At 37.9% G+C, this 20,210-nt stretch carries 19 protein-coding genes and 1 other RNA gene; 11 read left to right on the forward strand and 9 right to left on the reverse strand.

Annotated elements, in window-relative coordinates; genetic code table 11:
* From A9G08_RS11745 to A9G08_RS08855, 11 genes are all read left to right on the forward strand, one after another.
* The coding region (locus A9G08_RS11745) for a hypothetical protein (RefSeq protein WP_176701541.1) at nucleotides 1–1,317 on the forward strand (1,317 nt) is incomplete at its 5' end.
* 352 nt (nucleotides 1,318–1,669) lie between these two features.
* The gene (gene rnr / locus A9G08_RS08810) at nucleotides 1,670–4,072 is read left to right on the forward strand and encodes a ribonuclease R (RefSeq protein ID WP_065563339.1); all 2,403 of its coding nucleotides are present in this window, start codon (nucleotides 1,670–1,672) and stop codon (nucleotides 4,070–4,072) included.
* Entirely contained in the window at nucleotides 4,073–4,819 is a 747-nt protein-coding gene (gene rlmB, locus A9G08_RS08815; protein WP_065563340.1) for a 23S rRNA (guanosine(2251)-2'-O)-methyltransferase RlmB, read from the forward strand.
* A gap of 13 nt (nucleotides 4,820–4,832) precedes the next feature.
* Complete coding sequence (locus tag A9G08_RS08820) at nucleotides 4,833–5,450, forward strand: hypothetical protein (RefSeq protein ID WP_065563341.1); 618 nt, start codon at nucleotides 4,833–4,835, stop codon at nucleotides 5,448–5,450.
* Nucleotides 5,451–5,643: 193 nt separating this feature from the next.
* Entirely contained in the window at nucleotides 5,644–7,716 is a 2,073-nt protein-coding gene (locus A9G08_RS08825; RefSeq protein ID WP_065563342.1) for a BglG family transcription antiterminator, read from the forward strand.
* Between the two features lie 42 nt (nucleotides 7,717–7,758).
* Nucleotides 7,759–8,061 (forward strand): PTS sugar transporter subunit IIB, encoded by a 303-nt coding sequence (locus A9G08_RS08830; protein WP_065563343.1) that lies wholly within the window; start codon nucleotides 7,759–7,761, stop codon nucleotides 8,059–8,061.
* A 21-nt stretch (nucleotides 8,062–8,082) separates the two neighbouring features.
* A complete protein-coding gene (locus A9G08_RS08835) occupies nucleotides 8,083–9,372 on the forward strand; it encodes a PTS sugar transporter subunit IIC (protein ID WP_065563344.1) in 1,290 nt (429 codons plus the stop codon).
* A 14-nt stretch (nucleotides 9,373–9,386) separates the two neighbouring features.
* On the forward strand, nucleotides 9,387–9,794 hold the full coding sequence (locus A9G08_RS08840; protein WP_065563345.1) for a hypothetical protein: 408 nt from the start codon (nucleotides 9,387–9,389) through the stop codon (nucleotides 9,792–9,794).
* Between the two features lie 11 nt (nucleotides 9,795–9,805).
* Entirely contained in the window at nucleotides 9,806–10,663 is an 858-nt protein-coding gene (locus A9G08_RS08845) for a class II fructose-bisphosphate aldolase (protein WP_065563346.1), read from the forward strand.
* Between the two features lie 16 nt (nucleotides 10,664–10,679).
* The gene (locus A9G08_RS08850; protein WP_065563347.1) at nucleotides 10,680–11,288 is read left to right on the forward strand and encodes an AAA family ATPase; all 609 of its coding nucleotides are present in this window, start codon (nucleotides 10,680–10,682) and stop codon (nucleotides 11,286–11,288) included.
* 238 nt (nucleotides 11,289–11,526) lie between these two features.
* Nucleotides 11,527–11,772 (forward strand): hypothetical protein, encoded by a 246-nt coding sequence (locus A9G08_RS08855; protein ID WP_065563348.1) that lies wholly within the window; start codon nucleotides 11,527–11,529, stop codon nucleotides 11,770–11,772.
* A 239-nt stretch (nucleotides 11,773–12,011) separates the two neighbouring features.
* Here the strand turns inward: A9G08_RS08855 and A9G08_RS08860 are convergent, their stop codons facing one another.
* From A9G08_RS08860 to epmA, 9 genes are all read right to left on the reverse strand, one after another.
* Nucleotides 12,012–13,472, reverse strand: coding sequence for a catalase (locus tag A9G08_RS08860; RefSeq protein WP_065563349.1), 1,461 nt, complete (start codon nucleotides 13,470–13,472; stop codon nucleotides 12,012–12,014).
* A 227-nt stretch (nucleotides 13,473–13,699) separates the two neighbouring features.
* The gene (locus A9G08_RS08865; protein WP_065563350.1) at nucleotides 13,700–14,239 is read right to left on the reverse strand and encodes a 5-formyltetrahydrofolate cyclo-ligase; all 540 of its coding nucleotides are present in this window, start codon (nucleotides 14,237–14,239) and stop codon (nucleotides 13,700–13,702) included.
* A 28-nt stretch (nucleotides 14,240–14,267) separates the two neighbouring features.
* Nucleotides 14,268–14,450: non-coding RNA, 6S RNA (gene ssrS / locus A9G08_RS08870), on the reverse strand.
* Between the two features lie 65 nt (nucleotides 14,451–14,515).
* Nucleotides 14,516–14,800, reverse strand: a complete 285-nt coding sequence (zapA, locus tag A9G08_RS08875) for a cell division protein ZapA (RefSeq protein ID WP_065563351.1) — start codon at nucleotides 14,798–14,800, stop codon at nucleotides 14,516–14,518.
* Between the two features lie 7 nt (nucleotides 14,801–14,807).
* Nucleotides 14,808–16,670, reverse strand: a complete 1,863-nt coding sequence (dxs, locus tag A9G08_RS08880) for a 1-deoxy-D-xylulose-5-phosphate synthase (protein ID WP_065563419.1) — start codon at nucleotides 16,668–16,670, stop codon at nucleotides 14,808–14,810.
* A gap of 15 nt (nucleotides 16,671–16,685) precedes the next feature.
* A complete protein-coding gene (gene ispA, locus A9G08_RS08885) occupies nucleotides 16,686–17,558 on the reverse strand; it encodes a (2E,6E)-farnesyl diphosphate synthase (protein WP_442902917.1) in 873 nt (290 codons plus the stop codon).
* Nucleotides 17,548–17,787, reverse strand: a complete 240-nt coding sequence (gene xseB / locus A9G08_RS08890) for an exodeoxyribonuclease VII small subunit (RefSeq protein WP_065563353.1) — start codon at nucleotides 17,785–17,787, stop codon at nucleotides 17,548–17,550. The genes ispA and xseB overlap by 11 nt, the downstream gene beginning before the upstream one ends.
* Nucleotides 17,788–17,863: 76 nt before the next feature.
* Nucleotides 17,864–19,219 carry a DNA recombination protein RmuC gene (gene rmuC / locus A9G08_RS08895; protein WP_065563354.1) on the reverse strand — a complete coding sequence of 452 codons (1,356 nt, stop codon included), beginning with the start codon at nucleotides 19,217–19,219 and terminating at the stop codon, nucleotides 17,864–17,866.
* 2 nt (nucleotides 19,220–19,221) lie between these two features.
* Nucleotides 19,222–20,196, reverse strand: coding sequence for an elongation factor P--(R)-beta-lysine ligase (gene epmA / locus A9G08_RS08900; protein WP_065563355.1), 975 nt, complete (start codon nucleotides 20,194–20,196; stop codon nucleotides 19,222–19,224).
* Nucleotides 20,197–20,210: the final 14 nt, after the last annotated feature.

Below are 20,210 nucleotides of genomic sequence, written 5' to 3' on the forward strand. Positions count from 1 at the left end.
CATGCATTGACATCACAGACAACTAGGAATGCGATACAGGGTAGTGTACCTTATCTGACTTTCGACGGTGGTCGTACTCGTGCAGTTGATGCTAACGGTCTGCTTGGGATTACACTATCTAACGGAACTAATTACACGCCTTCTACCAATTTATCATCTACAACCCCAATCGTCTTGCCGGTTGAGGGGCAGAGTTTTGCTGATATTCGTATGTTCGTTCCTACTGATACTAATTCAGTCGATTTAAGTACTCTTATCGGTCCTCCTAATAATTATTGGGGGGATGATGATGGTGATTCAGACGTTACTGCTACAGGTTCTTTAAGTTTATCTATCGTCGATAAAAACGGTCAAACGGTATCACGTAATTCCGTGTTAACAATTTGTAACGCACCTTATAGGATTAAGTTATCCAGTACTAACGGTACATTATCAACTCGTTATGGCGTTCCTAATCGTAGTGATTTCAGTGCCCGTAGTGAGACTTATTACGTCAATCCAAAGGCTTCGCCTGTGGTTTGTTTCGTCAGACCTAATTTAATGTATGGTAAGCTTGGTGATGATCCTTATGACCCATCTTGGGATTTTGCTGGCCCAGCTTCGATGTGGGACCCTGATAGGGGGTTTCTCACTCAAAAAACAGACCCTCTCTATTACGGTCAAAACTTTCCTACTACAGGTCTTAATGGATTGTACTTTGATTTAGATATTAGTGGTAGTAGTCAGCCATTGTCTTGGTCTCCTGTTTCTCTGGGTGGTATCACAGTCACAATGTCTAATCCTACTGCTACAAGCGTACGCGTTACTTTAACTGGTCCTTACGCTACTCTATCCCAGCATACTTCATCCAGTCCTAGTCCTATTTCTAAACCTACTTTGCCTCAGACCTTCGAGTTGGTCGGTCGTGATACTAATGGTACTCCAGTTGTTAAATATGGTTTTACTTTGAAGCAGTGGTTCGTGAACCGTGGTTCTAAGAGGGACACTTATTCTAATACATTATTTTGGTGTAATCGTATTGGTTATCGAATGCCTAGCGTAAGGGATTTAACCAACGCGGTTCGTACAGAATCTCCTGCTATCTCTGGCGCCACCCCTTCCTCACGGGATAATCATTATATGCGTCATATAGGTTCTGGTTTTTTCGCTGAGTGGGGTCGTATGTTTGATTATTCAACCATTGGCCTCACCAACTATTGGCTCTGGACTAGTGACCCGAGTGGTAGTAGCCAGTTTATCGTGTACACATACGACGGTATCGTGGGTTGGGCCTACGACAACAACGACTACAGCTACGGCCTTTGCTCCCATCCTTAGTTTTTATTTCTTCGTCCTTAATCCTTAGGCTGGGGGTGGGAGTGATAAAAAATAGTATTAGGTGATTAAAAGTAAGCTGACTCAAGGAGTCAACGTCGTTTAGCCATAAAAAGCGATTTTGCGGCTAAGCGACGCTTCAATTACCCGCCTCGGCGGGTTTATTTTTGAGTTTTTTATCGCAAAAAAAGTTGAGGAGCGGGGTTTTTGTAACGATACAAAGCCGAACAACCCTCTTTTCATCCCCTCAAACATTAAGTAACCCTTTTTTTAAAGTTCCAAAAAGTAATCTCCATTTTAAGTTATACAACTCTATGTTATCCTTAACGCAACATTCGATCACAGGACGTTCTATATGATAAAAGATCCATTTTATGATCGTGAGGCGAAAAAGTATGAATCGCCGATCGCCAGTCGTGAACTGATTTTGGATTATCTTACCAAAGAAGCAAAACCAGCAAGTTTAGAAAAAATAGCTAAAGCCGTATCAATCAAATCTGACGAGCAAAAAGAGGCTTTACATCGCCGATTGCGAGCGATGGAACGTGATGGTCAGGTGGTTTACACGCGTCGTAAATGTTATGCCTTACCTGAAAAATTCGATATGGTTAAGGGCAGTGTTATTGCACATCGTGATGGTTATGGCTTTTTACGGGTTGAAGGTAAGCCGGAAGACTATTTTTTGTCACACGAGCAGATGAAAAAGGTTTTACAAGGGGATGTTATTTTGGCTCAGCCAATCGGTAGTCAATACCGTGGTAAGACTGAAGCGCGAGTGGTGCGGATTTTAGAGCCACGTACTAATCTGATTGTTGGTCGTTATTTTATTGAGCAAGGTGTTGGTTTTGTGGTGCCGGATGATAGCCGTTTGAATTTTGATATTTTAATCGCTGGCAAGCCAAATCGTACGGTTAGAATGGGCTCAGTTGTTGTGGTTGAATTGCAGCAAAGACCTGAACGACGCCAAAAAGCGGTCGGAGTGATTAAGGAAGTGCTTGGCGAAATAATGGGCACGAATTTAGCCATCGATATTTCATTACGTAATCATGAGATCCCTTATGAATTTCCAAAAGCGGTTGAAAACGCGGCTAACAAGTTTAGTGAGCAAGTGCCTGAAAGCGCTAAGAAAGGCCGTAAGGATCTACGTGATTTGCCGTTAGTAACCATTGATGGTGAAGATGCACGAGATTTTGATGATGCGGTCTATTGTCAAAAGAATCGTGGTGGTGGTTATCGTTTGTGGGTAGCGATTGCTGATGTGAGCTATTATGTACGAACCGGTAAGGCGCTTGATAAAGAAGCTTGTTTGCGTGGGACTTCAGTCTATTTTCCGTCGCGCGTGGTTCCGATGTTGCCGGAAGTTTTATCCAATGGCCTTTGTTCGCTCAACCCACAAGTTGATCGCTTGTGTTTAGTGTGCGAAATGACCGTGTCGAATAAAGGGCGTTTGACCGGTTATCAATTTTATGAAGCGGTGATGAATTCACACGCGCGTTTAACTTATACCAAGGTAGCTAAGATTTTGGAAGGTGATAAGGATTTGCGTGAGCATTATCGTGAGTTGGTTCCTCACCTTGAGAATCTTTATGGTCTTTATAAGGTGCTTAATAGTGCTCGAATTGCCCGTGGCGCAATCGGGTTTGAGTCGGAAGAGCCTAAATTCATCTTCAATGCTGATAAACGTATTGAGAGCATTGAGTTAGTTCAGCGAAATGAAGCGCATAAGATCATTGAGGAGTGTATGATTTTGGCCAATGTTGCCGCAGCAAAATTGGTGATTGATGCTGAGATTCCGTCGCTATTTCGTGTGCATGATAAACCGGATGAAGATCGCATAAATAATTTACGCAGTATTTTAAGTGAACTTGGTTTGTCTCTCGGCAAGGGTACCAGTCCAAAAGATATCGCTAAGTTGATGGTTGAGGTTGAAGCAAGACCTGATCATGAGATGTTGCAAACGGTCATTTTGCGCTCAATGAAGCAAGCAATTTACGATCCTGAAAATCGTGGGCACTTTGGGTTAGCACTTGAGGAGTATGCGCACTTTACTTCGCCAATTCGTCGTTATCCTGATCTGTTATTGCATCGTGCGATTAAATGGGTTATTGCTGATCAGCAACATAGTAAACAACATGATAAAACCGGTGGACACCGTTATACGACTAGCGAGATGCTCTATTTTGGTGAACACTGTTCAATGACTGAGCGCCGAGCGGACGAAGCGATTCGTGATGTCGTTGATTGGTTGAAATGTGATTATATGCAAGATCATGTCGGCGAGGTATTCAATGGCACTATTTCGAGTGTTGTTAATTTCGGCTTTTTTGTGCGATTAGATGATCTATTTATTGATGGTTTAGTGCACGTTTCATCACTCGAAAATGATTATTATATTTTTGATGCATCACGTAATCGTTTAATTGGTGAAAATACCCGTTTTATTTATCGTTTAGGTGATAAAGTTCAAGTAATAGTCGTAAATGTTAACCCTGACGAGCGTAAAATTGATTTTTCATTGGTTGGCAGTAATAATAAGTCACAACGCCAAGGTAAGACAGCCAAAGATAAGGCGAAGAAAGTCGATAGTGATGCTGAACTGCCAGTTAAGCGCAAAAATAAAAGCCAAGCTAATAGTAAAAAAACGGGCGCAAAGGTTGTCGTAAAGAGTAAAAAACGCAGTAAGCCAAAAACAGCTGCTAAAAAAACGTCTAAATCAGCATCGACCTCAAGCAATCAGAGAAAAAAGAGTAAAAAATAGATGAGTGAAACAGTTTACGGTATCCACGCGATTGAAGCTTTGTTAGCGCGTGCACCAGAAAGAATTATTGAAGTTTTTATCGTTAAAGGCCGAGAAGATAAGCGCCTTAATGCCCTTGTTCGTGAGTTGGAGCAGTTGGGTTTAGCAGTAAAAGTGACCAATAGGCAGTATTTAGATGAAAAAACGAAAAATGGCGTTCATCAAGGTATTTTGGCGATGGTTAAACCAAGCCGTGGTTATCAGGAAAATGATATTCCATTATTAATGGAGCAAAATTCCAATCCAATTATTTTAATTTTAGATGGTGTGACTGATCCACATAATTTAGGCGCTTGTATTCGTACTGCCGATGCCGCTGGTGTGAGCTTTATTGTTGTGCCTAAAGATCGTTCAGCACCACTTAATTCAACCGCTCAGAAAGTTGCATGTGGCGCGGCTGAAAGCGTGCCAGTGGTTAGAGTCACCAATCTGGCGCGTACTATGCGTATGTTACAAGATGAATATCAAGTTTGGATTGTGGGCACTGCCGGTGAAGCAACCAGCACACTTTACCAAACTGACTTTTATAAAAATTCAACAGCATTGGCCTTAGTGATGGGGGCAGAAGGTGAGGGGATGCGTCGATTAACCAAAGAGCATTGTGATGAGTTAGTCAGTATACCGATGGCTGGTATTGTTTCTTCGCTTAATGTGTCTGTTGCTACCGGCGTTTGCTTATTTGAGCTTGTTAGACAAAAAAATAAATAGTTAGAGTTATAGTATGTTAGGATTTTTGAAAAAGCTTTTATCAGGGAATAAAGAAAAAAATGCTCCGTCGCTGTCTGAGCGAGATTTGAATGGTCGTAATCGTGTCGGATATCCGACAATGCAATTATCGCGTGAGATTGATAATTTAGTTAAATTGAAATACCGTCCTCTTAAACGTGTAATTAAGGTGTATAGAGACACGCTGTTTTTTAAATGGGGTCCTGCAGTTATCAATAATACTTTATCAGATGAGCAGTTGGCTAATTTGTCCGGACGGAACGTTCAGATGGTTTATTTATTGCTGTTTCGTGATATGTTAAGACATATTTCAGGTTTAGCTAAATTTAGGCATTTTGCCGAAGATTGGCCGGAACAATTTGCGAATGAGTTATTAGATAATTGCAAAATGCTAGGCGATAGTGATGATGTTGATGTCGCTAAAAAAGAAGCGTTATTTGCTAACACTGAGCTTTATAATGTTGATACTCCCATCGATCCTAAACACCCAGAAAATACGCAAATCCCTGATTGGACAGTACCATTAGCGGAATTAATTATGCTGCCACCGGATATGATTTATAAGTGTCATCGTCCTTTAATGGCTGCAATTGACCGTCGCAAAAAGCGCTAACTTTAACGATTGATTGAGTTGAAGCTGTAATATCGATTCACTCAATCAATTTTGTTAACTTAATTTACTTCCTTCCTTAAATAGCACTATTTATTACCAACAATTTTGCAATTTATCTTTGCAAAAATACCCACTAGGTAAGCAAATTCATCTCACTTATACTTAAATTAAGAAGTAAATAGGTGAGAAGTTTATGCGAAGTAGAACCATTGAATTATGTAAAAAATTCATTTCAATCGACTATCCATTAACCATTGAAATGCTTACAGAAGAGTTTCAAATTAGTGCTCGAACTATTCGTAATGAAATTCAAGAAATTAATGAGTTTTTATCTAAAAGACATTTCACTTTAATTACTACTGTGCGTAATAAAGGGTTTATCATCAATGCTGATCAAGAGCAGAAACAGCTGATTCACGATGCGTTATTGGGTGTGCCATCCTCTACCGTTTTAAGCAAAGATGAGCGACAGTTTGATTTGTTATTGTCGATTGCTTTTGCTAAAACGCCTGTTATTTTAAGCCATAAAGAAGCTGTCTATTTTGTTTCAAAAAGTGTATTAGATGAAGATATTCGTAAAATCAAAGTACGATTAAAAAAATATGATATTGAATTAATTAGCCAACCGAAGCAAGGGATGCAATTTGTTGGATTAGAGCGCTCGATTCGCTTAATGATGTATGAAGCTATTAACCAATTTGCCGGCAATTTAGAACTAGATAAGCCTTTACCTGAATTAAGCTCAATACAGCAACATTTGTTTAATTATATTCCTCAATCACTGATTGATAACTTATTGCAGTTAGCGCATCAAACTATCAGTCAGATACATGATGAAATTTATGTCCAACAAATTGTGATTTTTACCGCTATTTGGCTTGTTCGTAATCAGAATCAACATCATCTGACAATGGTCAGGACTGACTTTAATAATAATGAACAAGGACAAATAGCGAACTTTATTCAGTTGGTGTGCCAGTACTTTGCGTTGCAGGTAAATTGGCAAGAACGCCAATATATCATTTACATGCTAGAGGCATTTAACACTAAGGATATCAATAATTATGTCGAATGGCTTAATGCGCAGTTATTAGCCATTAAATTAGTTAATTATGTAGAAGAAAAAACGCTAATCCCGTTTTCAACTAAACAAGAACAGTTATATGAAAACCTTTGTAAGCACTTAGCCGGGCTGATTGCCAGAGTGAGTAATAATATTCATATTATTAATCCATTGCTCGATAGTATTAAACAAAATTACGGTGAAATTCATGCTGCGATTACCACTTTTATGCATGAACTTGAAACAAAACTTAGCCATAAGATTTCCGATGATGAAATTGCTTTTTTGACAATTCATTTTTCAACCTTTGCCAGTGCCATTAACCAAGATCGTAGTTACTATTTTAAAGCAGTGGTGTTGTGTTGTCATGGTATAGCAACTTCTAATCTGCTGGCACAGACACTTAAAGAGTTTTTTAGTATAGATGTATTAGCAATCTTAGGGCGTAACGATTTAAATTTGTTGGAGCAACTTGATTTTGATTTAATATTTTCTACCTTTCCTTTGCAACATTTTGCTCATCCAGTATTAGTTTTAGAACCCATATTAAAAGAAAAAAATCATCCTATCATTAAAGATTTTTTAACTAAACATCGTGCTAATCAACGTATCAATTACCTAACGGATGCAACGGATCTGTTCTATTCACTTGTTAATTTAATTAAAGAAAGTGGCGGTATTGTGTCCGAGCCTATCTATAACCAACTTGAAAAGTGTTTAGCTCTCAATAATCTTAAAATCAATAAAAGGAAAATCCAGCCTATGTTGAAAGATATTCTTACTGATGATGACATTTTATTACATCAAGATTGCCATGATTGGCGAAAGGCTATCCAAATTGCTGCTGAACCATTATTAAAAAAACAGTTTATTTTACCTTCTTACGTCGATGCCATGATCACATCGGTTGAACAATATGGTCCTTATATTGTGATTGGGAAAAATTTAGCTTTAGCGCATGCTCGACCTGAAGACGGAGTAAATCAATTAGGTTTGAGCGTAGTGACGATGAGCCGCCCAGTAGATTTTGGTAATGATGAAATGGGGCCAGTGAAAATTATATTTTGTTTAGCCGCTATCGATTCGTTTTCTCATCTCAACATTATGCGCAGTTTGATTGAATTAATTAATGATGAACAAAAACTGGAGCGTTTAACCAACTGTCATAGTGTAGCGCAATTTAAGTCAATTTTATTTAATTAAGCAAAATCGGATTAAATACCTAAATCTGAAGGAGAATAGAACATGAGTAATTTAACCATTATATTTGTTTGTGGTGCAGGGTTAGGCAGTAGTTTTGCTGCACAAATGGCAACCGAAGATGTTTTAAAAGCTAAAGGTATTGACGCTAAACTAGATCATACCGATATTTCATCAGCAGCCTCAACTAAAGCCGATATCATCATTACAGCCGAAAATTTCCGCCCTCAGTTTGCTAAATTCAATATCAGTGAACAAACCGCAGTGGTCTATCTTAAAAATATAGTATCTAAAGCGGAAATTGATGAGAAGTTAAGTCCAATATTGCAACAAAAGGGATTGCTTTAAATCCATTAGAAGGAGAATACCATGAATGTGATTAACTTTATTATCGACAATATTTTAACTCAAGCTTCGATAACCATTAGCTTAATTGCTATGTTTGGGTTGATTTTACAACGTAAATCTGTTGGACAAATTATTTCAGGCTCACTGAAAACCTTATTGGGTTTTCAAGTGCTCAATGCCGGGTCAAGTATTATTGTGGGAAGTTTAACCTATTTCGGTCATATTTTTACCGCTGGATTTGATATGCAAGGCATTATTCCTTCTATTGAAGCGATTAACGGGCAAGCAATGAATCAGTTAGGATTAGGCCGTGATATTGCACTAACATTTTTGATGATCTTTATTTTTAACATCCTTATTGCTCGTTTTACCCGTTGGAAATATATTTTTCTAACAGGGCAGGCCATTTTATGGATGGCAACAATGACAACGGTATTTGGTAGTTTTGCCGGATTGTCTGGGGTAACACTAATTTTGGTTGGCGGTTTTATTGGTGCACTTTTTGCTGTATTTATGCCGGCCATTGCCCAACCCATTATTCGTAAAGTGACAGGATCAAATGACATTGCATTAGGACACTTTTGTACAATCGGTTATTTATTCGAGGCTGGTGTAGCTTATCTGGTAGGGGAGCGAGGTGAAAACAAGCGCTCAATTGAAGATATGAAGTTGCCTAAGTCATTTGAATTTTTGCAAGATACTTATTTATCCGTCATGGTGGTTATGATCCCACTTTATATTATTACCGCTCTTTTCGCCGGTGAAGCGTATGCTTCAACCTTATCCGGCAGTCAAAATTACGTCATTTACGCCTTTACCCAAGCGATAATTTTTGTCGTCGGAATCTATGTATTACTTGCCGGTGTGAGGTTATTACTCGGTGAAATTGTGCCGGCATTTAGAGGAATTGCCATGAAAGTTGTTCCGAATGCAATTCCGGCACTTGATTGTCCAGTATTTTTCCCATATAGCCCTAATGCAGTTATCTTAGGTTTTATTACGACATCTATAGGTACAGTGATTGCAATGTTGACTTTACCGGCATTTGGATTGGCGATGATTTTACCGGGAATGTTAACCAACTTTTTTGCTGGTGGAACGGCAGGTATCTTTGGTAATGCAGTTGGTGGTCGCCGTGGGGCGCTTATCGGCGGTATTGCTCATGGGATATTCATTACGCTGTTGCCAGCATTACTTGTCACCATTTTTAATCAAATGGGGTTTATCAATGCAACAGCAACTGATGTTGATACTGTCACAGTGGCACTGCTTTATGCGTGGATATTAAGCCCAATATTGAAGCACTTTTAGTTGAGGAGTATGACATGTTTAACTTTTTTAAAAAAAAGGCGCCTAAAACAAATTTAGCCCCCGACTCAGAGGTTAAAAGCAGTCTGACAGCACAGCAAATGGAACAGATTGAGCAAAAAATTAACCAATTATTACAGCAGCTCGAAAAGAACGAAGACTTACTGATGTTAGCCTCATCATGTGAACAAATCGGCCTGCTTTATCATCAATTAAATCATATTGATTTGGCTATTGAGTATTTAGAAAAGAGCCAACAGCATAAGAAATCAATTGGCGACGGTTATAAAACATTAATGAATTTGTATAACTCTAAGCGAGCTCAAGCCGCTCAGCATGGCTCATTGGCTGATATCGATATTTGGATGAACAAAATGGATGCTATGCGTAATATTGCTAAACAGATGACTATTCAACGAGATTAAAGGAAATAATTATGTACACCACACTTAAAGATGTAACTTTATTAGCCCAAAAATTAAATTTCACTGTTGGTGCGTTTAATACGCATAATTTAGAAATGTTACCTGCGATGTTACAGGCTGCAAAAGAGGTTGGCGCACCAATTATCATCCAAACAAGCGTTGATACTGCAAGGTATATTGGCTTTAAAGTTTTAGTTAATGCAGTAAAAGCTATTGTAGATGAAGAGATAGTGGATGCGGTATTACACCTCGATCATGCTAAAAATTTTGATGATATAAAACAAGCAATTGATAGTGGATTCACTTCGGTTATGTTTGATGGCTCTTCACTACCATTTAAAGAAAATATATTAAAAACCCGTGCAGTGGTTGAATATGCTCATGCTCATGGTGTATCAGTTGAAGGAGAATTAGGAACAATCGGGGGGACCGAAGAGGGAATTCATGTTGATGTTAACGATAAAGTTTATACCAAACCGGAAGATGCACTGGCATTTGTAAAAGCAACGGGAATTGATGCTTTAGCCATTGCTATAGGTACTAATCATGGACAATTTAAGTCAAAAACAGAGGTAAATATACCGTTATTGAAAGAAATTCATGCTATGGTTGATATTCCTTTGGTCATTCACGGTGGAACAGGGGTCAAAGAGGAGGACTATCCGGAACTGATTAATAACGGTATTCGTAAATTTAATGTTGGCACGGAGTTATTAGTTAACTGGACACAAGTTGCAAAAGATAAATTTGCCCAAACTGAAATTAATCGATCATTACGTCATAATATTATTCCAGCTAATGAGGCCGTGAAAGAAATAGTGAAGCATAAAATGCGTTTATTTCTTAACAGTAATAAATGTCTAAACTAAGAGGAGGCGAGTTGATATGCGTAAATATCTAATTTTACTCGCTGGCTGCCCCTGTACAGGAAAGACTTATCTGGTTAATAAATTGCAACAACAATTTACAGACAGTTTTGTGATAACACCCGATGAGGCTAAAGTTTTATATGCTGACTCTGTCGGTTTCAATTCGAAAGCTGAAAAGCAGGCGCTTGAGCACAAAGTTTGGCATTTTTATTATGGTGTTTTACAACTGTATATGGATGCAGGTAAACACGTTATTATTTCTGAGTATCCCTTTAGTGATAAGCAGAAACACCGGTTGAGTGAGTTGGCGCAAAAGTATCATTATCAAGTGATCACAATTCGCTTAATTGCTGATTTTGAGGTGTTATGGCAACGTCGTTATCAACGAGACCGCTCACCGGAACGGCATTTGAGTCATATTATGCAGCACTATCACTATGGAGATAAACTTGAAGATCGTAGTTTGGCCGACGATTTAGTCACTAAATCACAATTTTATCAAATCTGTCAAACTAGAAAGTACGACGAGTTTGCTTTGGGGCAATTGCTCGAAGTGGATGTTACCCATTTTAATCAAGTTGATTATTCGGGTTTATTGGAAAAATTGAAACAAATCGTTAAATAGTAATTTTATTAGATCATAAATGCCGATTAACGTTAATCGGCATTATATTTAGGGTGATAAGCAAATAAATCAGATTTGATTGTAGGAATATGCAGTTATGGATCAATAGTGAAATAGGTTAATTTTATATCTTCGTTTATCTTCTCAATAACATTTTAAATACAAAAAATTCTTTCAATTTAGCAATCAAAGATTATGATAAGCCATTTCTAATCAGTCAAGTTGAATGAGCTAAACAATGAAAAGACTGCTATTTATTTTTATTGTTTTTATGTTTGTAGTAAATGCTAAGCCTCATTTGGATCATGAAAATTATGGCAAGTGGGAGATGTTGACCGAGTTAAATAATAAAAATGTGATTTATGAGTCTTGTTATTGCGGTAATCGTTTTATAAATTATCAAAAAGGTAAACTGGATGATTATACCGGGCAAGAAATGATTTCATGTGAGATAAAATCGAGCTACTTTAAAGGCGGCAAATAATTTATCGATTTAGAATCAAAATGTAGCTACTCTGATAGCATAAGTTATGAAGTTAAGGATGAAAATACCTTAATTTGGCATTTATACAATTCAATTTCTTTAGTAATGACTAATCAGCCCGATAAGTTTGACAAGGTCTTTGAAACATGTGATGAGAGACAGTAAAGCTATTAACATTTATCTCTATCAAGTCAAAGGTCAATGCCGACACAATGGTGTCGGCACGATTATTTTACTTTTTAGCTTTTGATTAGATCAACTTCAACACCTAACCCTTTTGCTACACCTGAACCATAATCGGGATGGACTTTATAGAAGTGTTTAAGCTGTTTAATTTGAATATCACGATCGACGTTTTTCATTGAAGTGACAATATTATCAATCAGCAGTTGTTTTTGATCTGGACGCATTAAATTAAATAATGCACGTGGGTGCGAATAGTAATCACCATCAACACGATGATCGTATTTATCCATTGTGCCGGCAGGGACATGCATCGGTGGCTCAGCATACTGGGGTTGTTGTTTAGGTGCACTATCAACACTATTTGGCTCATAGTTTGGTGCATTATCTGGCGTATAAAAGCGCATAGCTCCGTCACGTTGATAATTGTGTACCGGGCATTTAGGTGCATTGATTGGTAATTGTTGGTAGTTTGTACCGATACGATAACGGTGCGCATCAGCATACGCAAAAATTCGCCCTTGTAACATTTTATCCGGTGATAAGCCAATACCAGGTACAATATTACTTGGTTCAAATGCGGATTGTTCGACTTCAGCAAAATAGTTTTCCGGATTACGGTTAAGCTCCATAACACCGACTTCAATAAGCGGAAACTGTTTTTGCGACCAAACTTTAGTGACATCAAACGGGTTTTCTGGATGGTTATTGGCTTGTTCTTCACTCATCACTTGTATATAAAGTTGCCATTTAGGGTAGTTACCTTGTTCAATGGCATTAAAGAGATCTTCTTGCGCTGAATCAGGGTTGCTACCGTCGAGTTCTGCGGCTTTTTTAGGATGAATATTTTTAATGCCTTGTTCCGTTCTAAAATGCCATTTTACCCAAGTTCGTACATTATCTTTGTTGATTAAACTATAAGTATGGCTACCAAAACCATGCATATGTCGAAATCCGTCTGGAATGCCCCGGTCAGAAAAAAGAATTGTTACTTGATGAAGTGATTCTGGCGATAAAGAGAAAAAGTCCCACATCATTTGCGGATCTTTTAAGTTGGTCTTAGGATCGCGTTTTTGGGTGTGAATAAAGTCTGGGAATTTGAGTGCATCACGAATAAAAAATACTGGCGTGTTATTACCGACGATATCCCAGTTACCTTGATCTGTGTAAAATTTTACTGAAAATCCACGTGGATCACGTGCCGTGTCAGATGAACCACGTTCACCGCCAACAGTTGAAAATCGAGCAAAAACGGGAGTTTGTTTGCCAACTTCGGCAAAAATGCTGGCATAGCTATATTGAGTAATGTCATTGGTGACGGTAAATGTTCCGTGTGCGCCAGAGCCTTTGGCATGGACTCGTCTTTCCGGAATATTTTCACGGTTAAACTGAGCGAGTTTTTCGATTAATTGATAGTCGTCAATCAATACCGGTCCACGAGGGCCAGCAGTGCGAGAGTTTTGATTGTCGGCAATAGGGGCACCATTATTGGTGGTGAGTTCTTTTTTTTCTGACATTGCAATACTCCTTATTAGATTGTAACTTTATAGTTAAAGAGTTGTGATTGATTTTATTGAAAAACTAATTTACTAAGGAATAAGATAAAGACGGTGATGCGTGTAAAAAAAGATATTGCTCGATTTATTATATAACTAAATTGGCTGTTAATTGTAGAAAAACGAATTAATTATTTTTTAATCTAGTAATGAGCGATAGTGAATATAAAAATGGGTCCTTAACCAGATTAAGCATAAATGATTTCCGGTAATTTAACATCCCAATGCTGATTATCAACATGATCAACTTTTTGGCAGGCAAATGCTAGCCCAATAGGATAAATTTGCTGTTGTTGGTAGTTTTCAAGCAAGCGATCATAATAGCCACCGCCCATACCGATACGAAATCCTCGGTCATCAAAAGCCACAAGTGGCGTAAAGATGATATCAAGTTGTTCTATATTTATGATTTTAGTTTTATCGATTACTGGTTCTAAGATACCAAAGCTATTTTTTACTAGTGGTGTATTTGGGGTGTAATTTAAGAAGATTAGTTTATGTTCAGCAACTGGGACAGGTAAATAGACCGATTTATTTTGTTGCCATAGATATTCAATAATCGGTTTAGTATCGACTTCTCCATCAAATGATAAGAATATTGCAATATGTTGTGCTTGGCTGACGGCTGGATGTTTTTTTATTTTTTGGTAGATTATGGCTTGTGCGTTGTCGCGTTGTGCCTGAGATAATTCACGTCTTTTTTGACGTATAGTTTGCCGAATGTCCATAAGTTTTTATTTGAAAGAGAGAAGGAATAAAGACTCCAAGATGCCGTTAGGGGCGTAACCCTTGAACCCGAGGTTCAAGGTGAATAGCATGTTTTAATTTTTAGGTTTCCTAAGTTAATTAGGCATACACACCAATTAAAAATCACACCATTCTAAATTAAAGATTATCGGCTCAGGGGACTAACCCATATCGCGAACATCTCAGAGATGTTTACTATGATACAAAATTTAGAAAATCATACAATAGTCTTTGTGGTTTATTTACATTTCATCTAACTAATTGTTAGTATTTAATGCGGAATCAAGTAATTGCTGTAGCATTTTTAGTCGATTTGCAAATTCATCGCTTTTTTCTTTTTCTTTCGTTAGTTCGTAAGAGATATTCAATGCAGCAGTCATGATAAGTTGATCGCTTCCAACTTGGGGGGATTTTTCTCGTAAATTTGTTAATCGCGCATCTAAATCTTTAGCTGCATTTGTAAGTGCGTCAACTTCATCGACTGGACAATTAAATTTTAACGTTCGCCCAAAAATCTGAACGGTGACAGCTTGATTTTCCATATTTAACCTATAGTTTGATAAATTTATTAATTTTGTCGATTATATGTTTAGCGTTTAATCCGACTTCATCGCGCATTTCTTGCTGTGAGCCTTGCGGGATAAAAATATCAGGCAATCCGATATTTAAAATATCACATTTTATTTTTTTCGATAACAAAAATTCATTAACAGCGCTTCCTGCTCCACCTTTGATGCTGTTTTCTTCGATGGTGACCAGTATATTATGGCTTTGGCTAATGTGCAAAAGGACTTTTTCATCAAGTGGTTTTACAAAACGCATATCTATCACTGTAGCATTTATTTGTTCGGCTACTTGTAAAACTTCAGGTAATAGTGTGCCAAAATTGAGTAAAGCGATCTCTTTGCCCTCTCGACAGCATTTTGATTGCACTAGTGGTATTGTTTTTAGTGGCTCTAAATGTGCGCCAGTGCCTTCGCCTCGAGGGTAGCGTACTAATGCTGGTCCATCATGTAAATAGCCTGTGTAGAGCATTTGTCGGCATTCGTTTTCGTCACTTGGGGTCATGATGACTAAGTTTGGAATACAGCGTAAAAAGCTTAGATCGAACGCACCTTGGTGGGTTTCACCATCAGCCCCCACAATGCCTGCTCGGTCTATCGCAAATAAAACCGGTAAGTTTTGGATGGCAATATCATGAATGACTTGATCGTAAGCTCGTTGCAAAAAGGTTGAGTAGATAGCAACCACTGGTTTTAATTCGCTAATAGCAAAGCCGGCAGCTAATGTAACTGCATGTTGTTCAGCAATGGCGACATCAAAGAATTGATCTGGAAATCGTTTAGCAAATTCAGTCATGCCAGAACCTTCGCTCATGGCTGGCGTGATTGCCATTAGGCGTTTGTCTTGCTCTGCTATTTCACATAGCCAGTCACCAAAGATTTTAGAATAAGTTGGGGTAATTTTATTTGTGCTTGGTAATATTCCTTCATTTGGATTAAATTTAGGAACGCCGTGCCATAAGGTTGGGTTTTGCTCGGCTGGAGCATAACCTTTTCCTTTCTGGGTGATAATATGCAGTAATTGTGGGCCTTTTAGTTGTCTGACTTTTTGTAAGGTGGCAACTAATGTTTCAATATCATGTCCATCAACAGGACCAATATAGTTAAAACCTAATTCCTCAAATAAAATAGCCGGAGTGACTAAGCCTTTTAGGTGCTCTTCCGTTTTTTTGAATAGTTCTTTTAATGGTGGAATATTGGAAAGCACTTTTTTACCACTTTCACGAAGTGAGGTGTAGGCTTTGCTTGATAATATTTGTGCCAAGTGTTGATTAAGTGCACCTGTGTTTTCTGAAATGGACATATCGTTGTCATTAACGATAACTAGCATATCTGGTTTTATGTGCCCAGCATGGTTCATCGCTTCAAATGCCATACCAGCAGTTAAGGCCCCATCACCAATAATAGCGGCGACTTTTTTACCTGACTGTTTTTTTTGCTCTGCGATGGCAATACCCAGCGCTGCACTTATTGAGGTTGATGAATGCCCTGTTGTTAATACATCATATTCACTTTCATTTCGGTGAGGAAACGGGTGTAATCCGTCTTTTTGGCGAATAGTTAGCATCTGATCGCGTCGACCCGTTAGAATTTTATGTGGATAAGCTTGATGACCTACGTCCCATATAATTTTGTCAAATGGTGTCTGATAGACGTAATGCAACGCGACTGTTAATTCGACCACACCAAGACCTGAAGCTAAATGACCACTAGATTGGCTGACACTGTCTAATAAAAATTGTCGTAGTTCCTGACTAATTGCTGGCAATTGTGCGAGAGGATATCGCCTAAGATCCGCAGGTGAATTGATTTGCTTTAATAGAGGATATTTGTCTAAATTCATTTTTATCATCTAGTTATTTAGTTAACTATTTCGATTAATAATAAAACCAGCAAGGTCTTGTAATGGTTGGCTATTATAAGGTATTTGCGTCAGACTATCGATAGCTTGTTGATATAACTTGTGTGTCATGTCGATGGCATTTTGTAAACCCATCAATGCTGGATAAGTGCTTTTTTCCAACTTAAGATCAGAGCCTTGTGGTTTACCCATCAGCTCTTGTTCACCAATGACGTCTAATATGTCATCTTGTATCTGGAATGCTAGTCCAATTGCTTTAGCATAGTTGTCTAACATTGGGTAATAGAGTTGAGCTACCTCATCGCATGAATAAGCACCGAGTCTTACTGCCGCTTGAATTAAGGCGCCAGTTTTATAGTTATGGATAGTTTGTAAGTGTTCCAACGTGACTGTTTGGTGTTCTGCTTGTAAATCCAGTGATTGACCTAAACACATTCCAGCAAGGCCACTTGCACTTGCTAGTTCAGTAATCATTTTTATTTTGCTTTGGTTGCTGATTTGTTGGTTTTCGGATAATAGGCTGAATGCTAGTGATTGTAGTGCATCACCAGCGAGGATGGCTTGTGCTTGGCCAAATTTTATGTGGCAGGTTGGTTTTCCTCGCCTTAGATTATCATCATCCATTGCGGGTAAGTCATCATGAATTAATGAGTAGGTATGCATCGATTCAATGGCAGCAGCAACTGAATCGAGTTTGGTTAGCGGACAATTAAACATTTGTCCGGTTAAATAGACCAGAATAGGGCGTATTCGCTTGCCACCAGCAAGCAGGCTGTAACTCATCGCTTGTTGCAAATTAGATGGTGCAAACTGCGAAATATATGTTGTTAGATAGTTATCAATACGTTCTTGTAATGGTTTTAGGCTATTCATTATTATCAATGGAAAATTCAGATAATTGTGCATCACTGTTTTCAGATAATAAAATTTGGATGCGTTGCTCAGCTTCATTAAGTTGTTTTTGACCAGAACGAGCTAGTTTGATGCCTTTTTCGAATTCATTTAGTGCTTCATCTAATGGTAAATCACCATTTTCAAGTTGAGTGACAATTGCTTCAAGTTGCTTGATGGTTTCTTCGAAACTGACTTCATTATTGTTTGACATATCGTACTCCTTCTTATACCAAATGAGTATACACGTATTTTTTATGATGGTGAATTAAGATGTTTTAGTTAACAATTTAACTAAGCTGTTCTTTTTCATTTTCAAGTTCATCAACTGATAGTTGAGCTATATCTGGATTAATTGGTTTTTTTACTTCAATCCCTAATTCCCTAAATCGTTCTATTTGACCAATCACGTTACCACGCCCTTTCGAGAGTTTGTTCATTGAGTTTTGATAGGTTTGTTGGGCTTTATCCAAACAGTTGCCTAGATTTTCCATATCTTCGATAAATCCACGTACTTTGTCATATAGTTTGCTGGCTCTATCAGCAATAAGCTCAGCATTGCGATTTTGGTATTCAAAACGCCATAAATTATGAATAGTTCGCAAGGCAACCAATAGGGTAGTTGGGCTAACAATCATGATGTTACTTTTTAATGCATCATTGATTAATGACGGATCTTGATCGATGGCGGATAAAAATGCCGGTTCGACAGGAATGAACATTAGAATGTAGTCTAATGATTGAATGCCATTTAGTTTATGGTAATCTTTTTGACTAAGTTGTTTTAAGTGATTACGCACAGCAATTAAATGATCAGCAATGGCTCTAGTTTTTGTCTCTTCGTCATCACTATTAAAATAACGTTCATAGGCAACTAAGGTGACTTTGGAATCGATGACCACATCACCGCCTTGGGGTAAGTGAACAATTACATCTGGTTGTAGACGTCGGTTATCTTCATTAGTTAGATTAACTTGAGTGTGATATTCGTAACCTTGACGCAATCCGGAATTATCCAATATTTGACTAAGAATAAATTCACCCCAATTACCTTGGGTTTTGTTATTGCCTTTTAACGCATTGGTTAAATTGGTGGCTTCTTTCGTCATGAGTTCGTTGAGCTGTTGCAAGTTGCGAATTTCGTGAGTTAGGGTATGGCGTTCTTTGGCTTCTTGACCAAAGCTATCTTGAACTTGCTTTTTAAAGCCTTCTAATTGTTGTTTAAGTGGTGAGAGTAAAAACTCTAAGCTTTGTTTATTTTGTTGCTCAATTTTTTTGCCACTGTGCTCAAAAATTCGATTTGCTAAATTTTCAAATTGCGTGGTTAATCGTTGCTCGCTTTGTTCTAAAACTGTCTGTTTTTCATGAGCGGCATTGATAATCTCTTCTAAGCGCGTTTTTAATTCACTAATTTTGATATTTTGAGCAACATTTTGTTGTTGGTATTGGCTCAACTCTTGTTCTAATTGAGTGATATTTGCCATTAATGACTGATTTTCTTTATTTCTTTGATTAAGTTGTAAATCATATATGGCATGTAGGTTATTCGCTTTAAATTGCGCTTTTAGCATGGCAATTAGTAAAACAAAGGCGATAATGGCAATAATTATAACTGCCCATTCACTTAAGCCTAAACTTCCTAACATGATTAAGCCCTTTCAAACGTGAATGAAATCACATCATCTAAATTCATTGCATCAAGTGCTAACATAATTAAGCGGTCAAGCCCAACGGCAACACCTGCACAATCGGGTAAACCCGCTTCCATAGCCGCGATTAATTCAATATCGATGTTTTGTGGTGGTAAGTTTTGATTTGCTCGATCAATATTATTTTGTTCAAAACGCATCTTTTGTTCTTGCGGATTGGTAAGTTCTTTAAATCCATTAGCTAGTTCAACCCCTTTGTAATAAAACTCAAAACGGCTTGCTACACGATGATCTTCTGAACTGATCGCTGCTAAAGCTGCCTGTGAGGCAGGGAAGTTATAAACAGCGATAGGTTTTTCTTGTCCAATATGCGGTTCAACGCCAAAACTAAATAAACATTGTAATAAGGTGTCGCGATCATAATCATCAGTATTGAGTTCAATATTTAGCTGTTTGATAGCTTCAACTAAAGTTGCGTGATCAGCTTCTAGTGGGTCAATATTAAGATGACGTTGGAATGCCTTTTGGTAAGAGATTCGTTCCGCAGGTTCACAATCTAGGATGCTTTGCAGTAGATCATCGACTTCGTTGATCATTTGCATCATATCAAATTGAATACGATACCATTCGAGCATTGTAAATTCAGGGTTATGATAACGGCTTACTTCTTCATGATTGCGAAAACATTTACATATTTGATAAATCGGTCCACTGCCAGCAGCTAATAACCGTTTCATATGATATTCAGGGCTGGTGATTAATGACATTTTTCGCCCTTGTTGTTCATCGTTTTCACCAGGTTTTAAAAATAAGGTATGAAATGAACTAAGATGTACATCGGTTACCGCATATTGACTTAGGGTCGGGGTTTCCACTTCCAAAATACAGCGGTCAGCAAAAAACTGTCTTACTTTAGATACAATTTTAGCGCGCTTAAGTAAATTATTAATAGATGCAGTAGGTTGCCAAGTCATAAAAAATATCCATG

The organism is Gilliamella sp. wkB195, from assembly GCF_001690445.1.
GTDB classification, from domain to species: domain Bacteria; phylum Pseudomonadota; class Gammaproteobacteria; order Enterobacterales; family Orbaceae; genus Gilliamella; species Gilliamella apicola_E.